Genomic DNA, 12195 nt, shown 5'->3' on the forward strand with positions numbered 1-12195 from the left:
TCAGTAGCGGTAGTGGTCGGGCTTGTACGGGCCCTCGACCGCGACGCCGATGTAGGCGGCCTGCTCCGGACGCAGGGTGGTGAGCCTGACCCCGAGGGCGTCCAGGTGGAGGCGGGCGACCTTCTCGTCGAGGTGCTTGGGCAGCACGTACACGTCGGTCGGGTACTCCGACGGCTTCGTGAACAGCTCGATCTGGGCCAGGGTCTGGTCCGCGAAGGAGTTCGACATGACGAAGGACGGGTGGCCGGTCGCGTTGCCCAGGTTGAGGAGGCGGCCCTCGGAGAGGACGATCAGGACCTTGCCGTCGGGGAACTTCCAGGTGTGGACCTGGGGCTTGACCTCGTCCTTGACGATGCCGTCGATCTTGGCCAGGCCGGCCATGTCGATCTCGTTGTCGAAGTGGCCGATGTTGCCGACGATCGCCTGGTGCTTCATCTTGGCCATGTCCGAGGCCATGATGATGTCCTTGTTGCCCGTCGTCGTGACGAAGATGTCCGCGATCTCCACGACATCGTCCAGGGTGGCGACCTGGTAGCCGTCCATCGCCGCCTGGAGGGCGCAGATCGGGTCGATCTCCGTGACGATGACCCGCGCGCCCTGGCCGCGCAGGGACTCCGCGGAGCCCTTGCCGACGTCGCCGTAACCGCAGACCACCGCGACCTTGCCACCGATGAGGACGTCGGTGGCGCGGTTGATGCCGTCGATCAGGGAGTGGCGGCAGCCGTACTTGTTGTCGAACTTCGACTTGGTGACGGCGTCGTTCACATTGATCGCCGGGAAGAGGAGAGCGCCCGCCTGGTGCATCTCGTAGAGGCGGTGGACACCGGTGGTGGTCTCCTCCGTCACGCCGCGGATCTCCGAGGCCATCTGCGTCCAGTTCAGGGTGCTGCGCCCCAGCAGTTCGAGGACGAAGCCCATCTCCTCGTTGTCGGCGGTCGAGGGGTCGGGGACGGCCCCGGCCTTCTCGAACTCGACGCCCTTGTGGACGAGGAGGGTGGCGTCACCACCGTCGTCGAGGATCATGTTCGGGCCCACGTGTCCGGGCCAGGTCAGCGCCTGCTCGGTACACCACCAGTACTCCTCCAGCGTCTCGCCCTTCCAGGCGAAGACGGGGATGCCGGCGGCCGCGATCGCCGCCGCGGCGTGGTCCTGGGTCGAGTAGATGTTGCAGGACACCCAGCGGACGTCCGCGCCGAGGGCGACCAGGGTCTCGATCAGCACGGCGGTCTGCACGGTCATGTGCAGGGAGCCGGTGATCCGGGCGCCGGCCAGCGGCTGCGCCTCGGCGTACTCCTCGCGGATCGACATCAGACCCGGCATCTCGTGCTCGGCCAGGGTGATCTCCTTGCGCCCGAAGGCGGCAAGGGAAAGGTCCGCGACCTTGAAGTCCGTGAACTCGGCAGGCATGGGGTGTGCTCCTTGAACTTGTCCGAAGCCGGAGGTCATCGGCGGCCTCCCGCGTTGAAGTAGCCGGCCTCGGGATGGTGGATGACTATGGCGTCGGTGGACTGCTCGGGGTGGAGCTGGAACTCCTCGGAGAGCTGGACGCCGATCCGCTCCGGCCGGAGCAGGTCGGCGATCTTGGCCCGGTCCGCCAGCTCGGGGCAGGCCGGGTAGCCGAGGGAGTAGCGGCACCCCTGGTACTCGGTACGGAACATGCCGTCCATGGCCGCCGGATCGGAACCGGCGATGCCCAGCTCGGCGCGGACGCGGGCGTGCCAGTACTCGGCCAGCGCTTCGGCGAGCTGGACGGACAGGCCGTGCAGCTCCAGGTAGTCCCGGTAGGAGTCGGACTCGAAGAGCTTGGCGGTGGCCTCGCCGATCCTGGATCCGACGGTGACCACCTGGAAGCCGACAACGTCGACCTCGCCGGACTCCTCGGGGCGGACGAAGTCCGCGAGGCAGAGCCGGCGGCCGCGCCCCTGGCGCGGGAAGGTGAAGCGGGTCCGCTCGCCGCCGTCCTCGTCCAGGACGATCAGATCGTCCCCCTTGGAGACGCAGGGGAAGTAGCCGTAGACCACGGCCGCTTCGAGGAGCCGCTCGGTGTGCATCCGGTCCAGCCAGCCGCGCAGCCTCGGCCTGCCCTCCGTCTCGATGGAGCCCGCCTCCTTGAGGCCCCACTGGCCCTTGAAGAGCGCCTGCTCGTCCAGCCAGCCCGCGTACTCCTTGAGCTGGATGCCCTTGACGACCCGGGTGCCGAGGAACGGCGGCTCGGGCACCGGGTTGTCCACGGCGACGTCCGAACGGCCGGCTTCCTCCGGCTCCCGTACGTCGAGGACGGCGTTCCGCTGCGGCACCCGGCGCTGCTTGAGGGGCGGGAGTTCGGCGCCGGGGACTCCGCGCTTGACGGCGATCAGGGAGTCCATCAGCCGCAGCCCCTCGAAGGCGTCACGGGCGTAGCGGACTTCGCCTTCGTAGATCTCGTGGAGGTCCTGCTCGACGTAGGCGCGGGTCAGGGCCGCGCCGCCGAGGATGACCGGGTAGTCGGCCGCCAGCTTGCGCTGGTTGAGCTCCTCCAGGTTCTCCTTCATGATCACCGTCGACTTGACCAGCAGGCCCGACATGCCGATCACATCGGCCTTGTGCTCCTGCGCCGCCTCGAGAATCGCGGAGACCGGCTGCTTGATGCCGATGTTGACGACGTTGTAGCCGTTGTTGGTCAGGATGATGTCGACCAGGTTCTTACCGATGTCATGGACATCCCCGCGGACCGTGGCCAGCACGATGGTGCCCTTGCCCTCGTCGTCCGTCTTCTCCATGTGCGGCTCGAGGTAGGCCACCGCCGTCTTCATCACCTCGGCGGACTGCAACACGAACGGCAGCTGCATCTGCCCGGAACCGAACAGCTCACCGACGACCTTCATCCCCTCGAGAAGGGTGTCGTTGACGATCTCCAGCGCCGGACGGGTCGCCAGGGCCTCGTCCAGGTCCGCCTCCAGGCCGTTCTTCTCACCGTCGATGATCCGCCGCTGGAGACGCTCGTCCAGCGGCAGAGCGGCGAGCTCCTCGGCGCGGCCGGCCTTCAGGGACTTGGTGTTGACGCCCTCGAAGAGCGCCATCAGCTTCTGCAGCGGGTCGTAGCCCTCGGCACGGCGGTCGTAGATCAGGTCCAGGGCCGTGTTGACCTGCTCATCGTCGAACCGGGCGATCGGCAGGATCTTCGACGCGTGCACGATCGCCGAGTCCAGACCGGCCTTCACGCACTCGTCCAGGAACACCGAGTTCAGCAGCACACGGGCCGCCGGATTCAGACCGAAGGAGATGTTCGACAGACCCAGCGTCGTCTGCACGTCCGGGTGGCGCCGCTTGAGCTCGCGGATCGACTCGATCGTCGCGATCCCGTCCTTACGGGACTCCTCCTGACCCGTGCAGATCGTGAACGTCAGCGTGTCGATGAGGATGTCCGACTCACGGATCCCCCAGTTCACCGTCAGGTCCCCGATCAGCCGCTCGGCGATCGCCACTTTGTGCTCGACCGTGCGGGCCTGGCCCTCCTCATCGATCGTCAGCGCGATCAGCGCCGCACCGTGCTCCTGAGCCAGCCGGGTGACCTTCGCGAAACGCGACTCCGGGCCGTCGCCGTCCTCGTAGTTGACCGAGTTGATGACCGCGCGCCCGCCGAGCTTCTCCAGGCCGGCCTGGATGACGGGAACCTCGGTCGAGTCCAGCACGATCGGCAGGGTGGAGGCGGTGGCGAAACGGCCGGCCAGCTCCTTCATGTCCGCGACGCCGTCGCGGCCCACGTAGTCCACGCACAGGTCGAGCATGTGCGCGCCCTCGCGGATCTGGTCGCGCGCCATCTCCACGCAGTCGTCCCAGCGGGCCTCCAGCATGGCCTCGCGGAACTTCTTCGACCCGTTCGCGTTCGTCCGCTCACCGATCGCCATGTACGCGGTGTCCTGGCGGAACGGCACCGTCTGGTACAGCGAAGCCGCCCCGGGTTCCGGGCTCGGAGTACGCGCCACCACACCCGCCCCGCGCACCCGCTCCACGATCCGGCGCAGGTGCTCGGGGGTGGTGCCGCAGCAGCCACCGACCAGGGAGAGCCCGTACTCGCGCACGAAGGTCTCCTGCGCGTCCCCCATCTCGGAGGCCGACAGCGGGTAGTGCGCGCCGTCCTTCGTCAGGATCGGCAGGCCGGCATTGGGCATGCAGGACAGCGGGATCCGGGCGTGCCGCGCCAGATACCGCAGGTGCTCGCTCATCTCGGCGGGGCCGGTGGCGCAGTTCAGGCCGATCATGTCGATCCCCAGCGGCTCCAGCGCCGTGAGCGCCGCACCGATCTCGGAACCCAGCAGCATCGTGCCGGTCGCCTCCACGGTGACCTGCACGATCAGCGGGAGGTCCCCCATTCCGCACCAGTCCAGCGCCTGCCGCGCGCCGATGACGGCGGCCTTGGTCTGGAGGAGGTCCTGGGAGGTCTCCACGAGCAGCGCGTCCGCGCCGCCCCGGATCAGGCCCTCGGCGCTGTCCTGGTAGGCCGCGCGCAGGGGCTCGTACTGCACGTGCCCAAGGGTGGGCAGTTTGGTGCCCGGTCCCATGGAGCCCAGGACCCAGCGGGGCCGGCCGTCCCGCGCGGTGAACGCGTCGGCGGACTCGCGGGCGATCCGGGCGCCGGACTCGGACAGCTGGTAGACCTGGTCCTCGATCCCGTACTCGGCGAGCGCGGACAGGTTGCTGCCGAAGGTGTTGGTCTCCACGCAGTCCACGCCGACGGCGAAGTACTCGTCGTGGACCGAGCGGACGATGTCGGGGCGGGTGAGGTTGAGGACCTCGTTGCAGCCCTCCAGGCCCAGGAAGTCGTCCATCGTCGGGTCGGCGGCCTGGAGCATCGTGCCCATGGCCCCGTCCGCGACCACGACGCGGGTCGCGAACTCCTCCCGCAGTGACCGTCTCATTCCAGTGCCCCCAGGTGTGTGGACAGTTCCGTCAGGGTCGCCGGGCCGTACGCGGCGGCGAGCCGGGCCAGCAGCGGCTCCCGGCCCAGCCGGTACTCCTGGGTGCCGACGTGGTCGAGTACGGTCGCCGCGACCGCGCAGCCCAGCTGGGCCGCGTACCGCTCGGGGACCCCCCAGGCCGTCGCGGCGAGGAAACCGGCCCGGAAGGCGTCGCCGACACCGGTGGGGTCGACGATCTCCTCGGCCTCCACGGCGGGCACGTCCAGCGGCTCGCGGCCCACGGCGCGGATGCGTACGCCGGCCTCGCCGCGCGTGGTGACCCAGGAGCCGACCCGCTGGAGGACCTGCTCCTCGGTGAGCCCGGACCGCTCGCACAGCAGGGCGGACTCGTACTCGTTGGTGAACAGCCGCTGCGCGCCGTCGACCAGCTCCCGCACCTCTTCGCGGCCGAGCCGGGCCAGCTGCTGCGAGGGGTCGGAGGCGAAGGGGATGTCCAGGTCACGGCAGGCGCGGGTGTGGCGGAGCATCGCCTCGGGGTCGTCCGGCGAGACCAGGACCAGGTCGGGCCTGCCGACGCGGGCGACGATCTCCCCCAGGTCGATCTCGCGGGCCTCGGCCATCGCGCCCGCGTAGAAGGTCGCGATCTGGTTCTGCTCCTGGTCGGTGGTGCAGACGAAGCGGGCGGTGTGGCGGGTGTCGCTCACGCGTACGGAGTCGGTGTCGACCCCGTGGTCCTTGAGCCACACCCGGTACGGCTCGAAGTCCCCGCCCACCGCGCCCACCAGCAACGGGCGCAGTCCCAGCATGCCCAGGCCGAACGCGATGTTCGCCGCCACTCCGCCCCGCCGCACTTCCAGGTTGTCGGCGAGGAACGACAGGGAGACCCGGTCCAGGCGGTCCGCCAGCAGCTGCTCGGCGAACCGGCCGGGGAAGGTCATCAGATGATCGGTCGCGATGGATCCGGTGACAGCGATACGCATGTCAGACCCCGGCTGCCTTGCGCAGCGCGTGCACCCGGTCGGTGCGCTCCCAGGTGAAGTCGGGGAGCTCGCGGCCGAAGTGGCCGTAGGCGGCGGTCTGGGCGTAGATCGGCCGCAGCAGGTCGAGGTCGCGGACGATCGCGGCCGGGCGGAGGTCGAAGACGCTGGACACGGCCTCCTGGATGCGCTCGTCGGACAGGGTGCCGGTGCCGAAGGTCTCGACGAAGAGACCGACGGGCTCGGCCTTGCCGATCGCGTAGGCGACCTGGACCTCGCAGCGCGCCGCCAGACCGGCGGCGACCACGTTCTTGGCGACCCAGCGCATCGCATAGGCGGCCGAGCGGTCGACCTTCGACGGGTCCTTGCCGGAGAAGGCGCCGCCACCGTGACGGGCCATACCGCCGTAGGTGTCGATGATGATCTTGCGGCCGGTCAGGCCGGCGTCGCCCATCGGGCCGCCGATCTCGAAGCGCCCGGTCGGGTTGACCAGCAGCCGGTAGCCCTCGGTGTCCAGCTTGATGCCGTCCTCGGCCAGCTGCGCCAGGACGTGCTCCACGACGAACTCTCGGACGTCGGGAGCCAGGAGCGTGTCCAGGTCGATGTCGGCGGCGTGCTGCGAGGACACGACGACCGTGTCCAGGCGGACCGGCTTGTCACCGTCGTACTCGATGGTGACCTGGGTCTTGCCGTCGGGGCGCAGGTACGGGATGGTCCCGTTCTTGCGGACCTCGGACAGGCGGCGGGACAGCCGGTGCGCGATGTGGATGGGCAGCGGCATCAGCTCGGGCGTCTCGTCGCAGGCGTAGCCGAACATGAGGCCCTGGTCGCCGGCGCCCTGCTTGTCGAGCTCGTCGCCCTCGCCCTCGACACGCTGCTCGTAGGCGGTGTCGACGCCCTGCGCGATGTCCGGGGACTGCGCGCCGATGGACACCGAGACCCCGCAGGAGGCTCCGTCGAAGCCCTTCTTCGAGGAGTCGTAGCCGATGTCGAGGATCGCTCCCCGTACGAGTTCGGCGATCGGCGCGTAGGCCGTCGTCGTGACCTCGCCCGCGATGTGGACCTGGCCGGTGGTCAGGAGGGTCTCGACGGCGACCCGGGAGGCCGGGTCCTCGCGCAGGAGCGCGTCGAGGATCGTGTCGCTGATCCGGTCGGCGATCTTGTCGGGGTGGCCTTCGGTGACGGACTCGGAGGTGAACAGTCGCTTGCTCATGCCTGACCCACCTGGACCGTGAAGAAGTGGGTCTTGATGGCGTCGAGGGTGCGGATCTCGTCGACCTCGAGGGTCTCCAGCTGGATGGACCGGCCGCTGTGCTGCTCCAGCAGGAAGACGAACTCGACGAAGGACAGCGAGTCGATCAGCCGGTTCTCGATGAGGTCCAGGTCGGGGGCGATGTCCTCGAGCTCCTCGTGGCGGGCGAGGAGCCAGTTCTTCACGAGCTGCAGACCTTCGGACATGGTGTCTCTCCTTGAAGTGCGGTGTGTGGATGAGGTGCTGGGTACGGATGCGGCGTCGGCGCCGGATGCGGCGGCCGGGCCGGGAAGTTCGGGCGGTACGGGATGTCCCGGCGGGTCGGCCTCGAGGGCCGGCGGACCGGCCTCCAGGACGGGGGCGGCGACCGCCACCGCGTAGTCCACGTCGTGGCTGATGGTGACGGTGATCCCGGCGATGCCGGACTGGGCTGCCATCGCGGCCGCGGACCGGTGGAGTTCCACCAGCGGCCAGCCGCCTTCGGAGCGCCGCACGATGATGTCCCGCCAGGGCAGGAACACGGCGCGGACGCGCAGGGTCTTGAAGGCCGCCTCCTTGGCGGCGATCCGCCCGCACAGGCTCAGGATGTCGAGCTTGGCGGAGGTACGGCAGTCGGCGAGTTCGCCGGGGGTGAGCATGCGCTGGAAGAAGTCCTCGCCGTACAGGCGGAGGAGCCGGCGGACACGGGTGACGGACACGATGTCCATGCCGAGGTTCGCCCAGCCCAGGCCGCCCGCCGGCGGGGCGGCGACGGGTCGGGTCGGCACCTCAGATCGCCGGCCCGGCCGCGTTCGCGCGCAGGACGGCGGCGGTGGCCGCTCCCCAGCTGCCGTGGCGGCGGGTGAGCGCGGACAGCCAGCGCTCGAGGCCGAAGGCCACGCAGCTGGTGAAGGCGGGGCCCGCGCCGGAGGCCAGGGGGATCTCGCACCGGTCGCCGAAGAAGTTGCGGTGGGTGTTGACCGAGGCGATCGCGAGGTCCTCGTACAGGAACTCGTGCTTGACCGGGGTCAGGCGCTGGAGCACCGCCTTGGAGCTGCCCTTGTCGAAGAACGGGTCGCAGGCGGCTTCGCGGCGCAGCGGCAGGTCCAGGGCCTCGGCGAAGGCGTTGATCCGCCGGGTGAAGGCGGCGAGGTGGTCCTCGGCGTGCTCGCGGGTGCCGATGGCCACGATCTCCCGCATGCGGAAGCCGAGCTGGCGGCGCAGTCCCTCGTAGTGCTGCTCCTTGCGGAAGCACCAGCCGACCACGGTGAAGAGTTCGTCGTCGGCGGCGGCACGGCCCTGGTGGTCGATGTACACGGCGTAGCAGGACGCGGAGGGCAGGCCGAGGGCGGCCGGCTCGAGCGCGTCACAGGGGAAGCAGCCGGTGTCGGTACAGAACTCGCTGGTCCCCCGGACGTCCAGGTTCAGCGGGGCGGCGACGACGGCCTGGTGGGGGAAGTTGTCGTAGTAGTCGAGCCGGGCCAGGTCCGCGGCCGGCAGCAGCGGGGGCATGGTCATCGAGCGGGCGCCCGCTTGCACGCCCCAGCTCTCGAAGGTGTCGTCGAGCAGGCGCAGGAGGGCGGTGCCCTCGGGGCCGAGCGACGGCAGGCCCTTCGTGTCTCTGGCGGTGTCGGTGGTCATGGCGGTCATGGGGAGTCACCTCTCGGACGGCGGTGGGGCCTGTCAGACGACGGGCAGTACGTCGTCCGTGAAGATCCCGGTCTTCAGGAAGAAGCCGAGCGGCTTGCGGATGGTCTTGCGCTCGAAGGGCCGGCGGCGCTCGTCGGCGACCAGTGCGTTGCGCAGACCCACCGGGTCGGCGATGCCGGCGTCGCGGTAGACGTGCGGGTTGTAGAGGGAGTTGAGGCTGTAGACCACGTACCGCTTGAGGTACGCCTCGACCTCGGCGACCCGGGCGGCGGGGACGGCCTGGCGCATCCGGTCGAAGAGCAGGGAGACCAGCTCGCGGCCGAAGGCGATGTGCCGGGACTCGTCCTGGTGGTGGATGCGGTTGACCTCGCGGATGGTGTGGCAGAGGTCCTCGTCCCGCGCCATCCGCGTGTTGTAGTGGTCGACCAGCTCCTCGAAGAACAGGATGCGGGCGAAGACCAGGAAGTTCTCCACCTCCGGCTCCCAGGCGGAGTCGGCGCGCAGGGCGGTGGAGCCGTAGATCTTGTCGCCGTAGCGGCGGCAGAACTCGGCGAAGAACCACATGTGCTCGTTCTCCTCACCGATGAAGTGGTGGAAGAAGTCGGAGGGCACCTCGAAGCCGGGCATGTGGATCCGCCCGACGACCTCGATGAGCAGTTCGCGGATGCCGTGCACGTTGAGGCTGTAGAAGTTGATGCTCTCCCACTTGGAGAGGCGCTGGATGGTCTCCTCGCCCAGCTCCTCGTAGAAGGGGGTGCCGTAGACCGTGAGCAGCTCGGGGGTCATCCACATCCGGCCCTCGTCGAGCTTCTCGGGCCAGTCGAACTGCTGGTACGGGTTGTAGTACTCCTCGATGGAGCGGGAGCTGAGCCGCTCCAGGACTTCCAGGAACCGGTCGCTGACCGGCAGGGGGGCGCTGACGCCCATGGTGACTCCTCGGGGTGGTGTGGTGGTGCCGGGGACCGCCGGGTCCCCCTCGGCGGCGCGGGCCGTGCGGCGGGCCCTACGGCCGGACTTCGTAGACGGCGTTGACCGGGGTCTCGGTGGCCCGGCGCCAGCGGGTGAAGCCGGCCTCCTCGGCGATGGCGCGGAAGGCCTTCTCGCCGGAGTGGTTGCCGAGTGCGTGGGGGCCGCGCTGGGCGACGGCCACGGGCAGGCACATCACGGCGGAGAGGGCCATGAACATGCGGGCGGCCGGGGTCTGGGTGTCGATGTCGGCGGGCGAGACGTTCGACTCGACGAGCATCCAGGTGCCGTCCGCGTCCAGGGACTTGTGCACGTGCTGGGCGGCGGAGACCGGGTCGCCCATGTCGTGCAGGGCGTTGAAGAAGGTGACCAGGTCGTAGCCGGTGCCGGGGTAGTCGTCGGCGGAGGCGACCTCGAAGACGACGCGGTCGCAGAGCCCGGCCTCCTCGGCGAGCTGGCGGGCGATCGAGATGGCCTCTTCGGAGTAGTCGAAGCCGTGGACGGTCGCCTGCGGGAAGGCCTTCGCGATCAGCAGGGTGGTGTGGCCGACGCCGCAGCCGACGTCGGCGACGGTGCCGCCGGCGGCCAGCTTGCCGGTGACCCCGGTCAGGGCGGGCAGCCAGTCGGGGACGAGCCGGTGCTCGTAGGTGGGCTGGAAGAAGCTGCCCATGCCGGTGTCGAGGGCCGGGTCGTGCTCGGCCCAGCCGACGCCGTCGCCGGTGCGGTACGCGTCGACGAGCAGGTCCTCGGTGCCGTAGAGGGCCTTGAGGGCGGTGAAGAACCCGGCGGCGTAGGTGACCGCGTTCGGGTCGGCCAGCACGGGGGCGTGGTCGGCGGGCAGGGTGTACGTGCCGGCGCTCGGGTGGCGCTCGACGTACCCGGCGCTCAGCTGGGCGTGCAGCCACTCCTCGGCGTAGCGCGCGTTGATCCCGGTGCGCTCGGCGAGCGCGACGGGGGTCAGCGGGCCGGCCTCGGCCAGCGCGCGGTACAGGCCGAGCCGCTCGCCGAGGGCGACGGTGAGGCCGCGTACGGCGGCGCCGGCGTCGCTGATGACGCGCTGGTGGAAGTCGTGGACGGCGGTCATGCTGCTCTCACCTCGGCGGTCGGGAGGTCACAGGTGAACAGGAAGGAGCGCGGGACGCGCGGGACGCTGCGGGCGGGCACCGGGTAGGGCCAGCGGCCGAAGTCGGCGCCGTCCTCGCCGGGCTGGCGGACCTCGCGTACGTCCCAGCCGCATTCGGCGAGGAGTTCCTCGGGGGTCTCCGTGCCGAAGAGCCACGGGTTCCCGTCCTCCTCGAGGGAGTTGAGGAAGGGCCGGGACAGCGGGTTCTGCAGCGCGGCCTTGCTGATGACGTCGCCGAGCAGGACCGATCCGGGCGCGGAGTGCCCGGCGAGGGTGGAGATGAGGCCCCGCACGGCGTGCTCGGGGAGGAAGAAGAGCAGGCCCTCGACGACCCACAGCACGGGCTCGTCGGAGCGCCAGCCGGCTTCCTTCAGCGGGCCGGTCCAGTCCTGGGTGAGGTCGACCGGGACGGTGACGCGGGTGCGTCCGGCCGGGGCGGGCTCCCCGGCGAGCATCTCCGCCTTGGCTTCGAGGAGCGCGGGGCGGTCGAGCTCGTAGACGGTGACGCCGTCGGGCCACGGGAGCCGGTAGAAGCGGGTGTCCATGCCGGCGGCGAGGAAGACGACCTGGCGGATGCCGTGGTCCTGGACGGCCCGGACGATGGCCCGGTCCAGGTAGGTGGTGCGGATGGCGAGGAACGGCACGGTGCCGGCCCCCGCGTAGCGCTCGAGCAGTTCGAAGCCGATGCCGTCGGCGACGGTGCGCGCGTACGGATCGGCGAACAGCCGGTCCTCGCGCTCGGTTTCCAGGGCCCGCGCTGCGGCGGTCCACTGGGCGGTGCGGGATACGGCCTCCACGGGAGGCTCCCTTCACTTCGGGCGGGCAGGGGCGGGGGGTCAGGCCAGGGAGCGCACGCAGACGACCGGGTCCTCCGCGGCGGCGGGGTGCGGGGCTTCGCACTCGGCGGGCCGCCGCTCGAAGATGCTGTGCAGGATCATGCTGAAGACGACGTTCCCGTCGGCGTCGCTCAGCGTGCACTTGGGCTGCACGACACCGGTGCGCGGGTTGAACGGCGAGGGGCGCGAGCCCAGGATCTCGACGCGCGCGGTGAGCACGTCCCCGGGGCGCACGGGACGCAGGTAGCGGATCTCGTCGACGCCGGGAGAGCCCGTACAGGCGCTGTAGGCGAGCAGTCCGTCGACGTAGCGCCGCATGAACATCGAGGCGCTGTGCCAGCCGCTGGCGATCAGGCCGCCGAACGGGCTCCGCTCGGCGAGCGCCTGGTCGGTGTGGAAGGGCTGCGGGTCGAAGCGCCGGCCGAACTCCAGCACCTCCTCCGTCGTGACGGTGACGGTGCCGAGCTCGTGGACGTCACCGGTCCGGAAGTCCTCGAAGTAGCGCATCACGCGC

10 protein-coding genes are annotated in these 12195 nt (G+C 70.2%); all 10 read right to left on the reverse strand.

Annotated features, from left to right (window positions below; all coding sequences use genetic code 11):
- Positions 1 to 1407 carry an adenosylhomocysteinase gene (gene ahcY, locus OOK34_RS01055; protein WP_267031959.1) on the reverse strand — a complete coding sequence of 469 codons (1407 nt, stop codon included), beginning with the start codon at positions 1405 to 1407 and terminating at the stop codon, positions 1 to 3.
- Positions 1408 to 1442: 35 nt separating this feature from the next.
- Positions 1443 to 4898: a methionine synthase gene (gene metH, locus OOK34_RS01060; protein ID WP_267031960.1), complete on the reverse strand. Its 3456-nt coding sequence runs from the start codon at positions 4896 to 4898 to the stop codon at positions 1443 to 1445.
- Positions 4895 to 5878 (reverse strand): carbohydrate kinase family protein, encoded by a 984-nt coding sequence (locus tag OOK34_RS01065; protein ID WP_267031961.1) that lies wholly within the window; start codon positions 5876 to 5878, stop codon positions 4895 to 4897. Before OOK34_RS01065 ends, metH begins: the two co-directional genes overlap by 4 nt.
- 1 nt (position 5879) lies before the next feature.
- Positions 5880 to 7088, reverse strand: coding sequence for a methionine adenosyltransferase (metK, locus tag OOK34_RS01070; protein WP_267031962.1), 1209 nt, complete (start codon positions 7086 to 7088; stop codon positions 5880 to 5882).
- Positions 7085 to 7894, reverse strand: coding sequence for a 4'-phosphopantetheinyl transferase superfamily protein (locus OOK34_RS01075; RefSeq protein WP_267031963.1), 810 nt, complete (start codon positions 7892 to 7894; stop codon positions 7085 to 7087). The genes metK and OOK34_RS01075 overlap by 4 nt, the downstream gene beginning before the upstream one ends.
- 1 nt (position 7895) lies before the next feature.
- Positions 7896 to 8756 (reverse strand): hypothetical protein, encoded by an 861-nt coding sequence (locus OOK34_RS01080; RefSeq protein WP_267031964.1) that lies wholly within the window; start codon positions 8754 to 8756, stop codon positions 7896 to 7898.
- A 33-nt stretch (positions 8757 to 8789) separates the two neighbouring features.
- Positions 8790 to 9683, reverse strand: a complete 894-nt coding sequence (locus tag OOK34_RS01085; protein ID WP_267031965.1) for a diiron oxygenase — start codon at positions 9681 to 9683, stop codon at positions 8790 to 8792.
- A 76-nt stretch (positions 9684 to 9759) separates the two neighbouring features.
- Entirely contained in the window at positions 9760 to 10806 is a 1047-nt protein-coding gene (locus OOK34_RS01090) for a class I SAM-dependent methyltransferase (protein ID WP_267031966.1), read from the reverse strand.
- Positions 10803 to 11642 (reverse strand): SAM-dependent methyltransferase, encoded by an 840-nt coding sequence (locus OOK34_RS01095; RefSeq protein WP_267031967.1) that lies wholly within the window; start codon positions 11640 to 11642, stop codon positions 10803 to 10805. The genes OOK34_RS01090 and OOK34_RS01095 overlap by 4 nt, the downstream gene beginning before the upstream one ends.
- Before the next feature lie 39 nt (positions 11643 to 11681).
- Positions 11682 to 12188, reverse strand: coding sequence for a MaoC/PaaZ C-terminal domain-containing protein (locus tag OOK34_RS01100; RefSeq protein WP_267031968.1), 507 nt, complete (start codon positions 12186 to 12188; stop codon positions 11682 to 11684).
- Positions 12189 to 12195 lie beyond the last annotated feature (7 nt).

This window comes from Streptomyces sp. NBC_00091 (assembly GCF_026343185.1).
GTDB lineage: Bacteria > Actinomycetota > Actinomycetes > Streptomycetales > Streptomycetaceae > Streptomyces.

Coding starts and splice junctions, on each gene's coding strand:
- OOK34_RS01090 (WP_267031966.1), bottom strand. CDS start 10,806: ATGACCGCCGTCCACGACTTCCACCAGCGCGTCATCAGCGACGCCGGC.
- OOK34_RS01085 (WP_267031965.1), bottom strand. CDS start 9,683: ATGGGCGTCAGCGCCCCCCTGCCGGTCAGCGACCGGTTCCTGGAAGTC.
- ahcY (WP_267031959.1), bottom strand. CDS start 1,407: ATGCCTGCCGAGTTCACGGACTTCAAGGTCGCGGACCTTTCCCTTGCC.
- OOK34_RS01080 (WP_267031964.1), bottom strand. CDS start 8,756: ATGACCGCCATGACCACCGACACCGCCAGAGACACGAAGGGCCTGCCG.
- OOK34_RS01100 (WP_267031968.1), bottom strand. CDS start 12,188: ATGCGCTACTTCGAGGACTTCCGGACCGGTGACGTCCACGAGCTCGGC.
- metH (WP_267031960.1), bottom strand. CDS start 4,898: ATGAGACGGTCACTGCGGGAGGAGTTCGCGACCCGCGTCGTGGTCGCG.
- OOK34_RS01065 (WP_267031961.1), bottom strand. CDS start 5,878: ATGCGTATCGCTGTCACCGGATCCATCGCGACCGATCATCTGATGACC.
- metK (WP_267031962.1), bottom strand. CDS start 7,088: ATGAGCAAGCGACTGTTCACCTCCGAGTCCGTCACCGAAGGCCACCCC.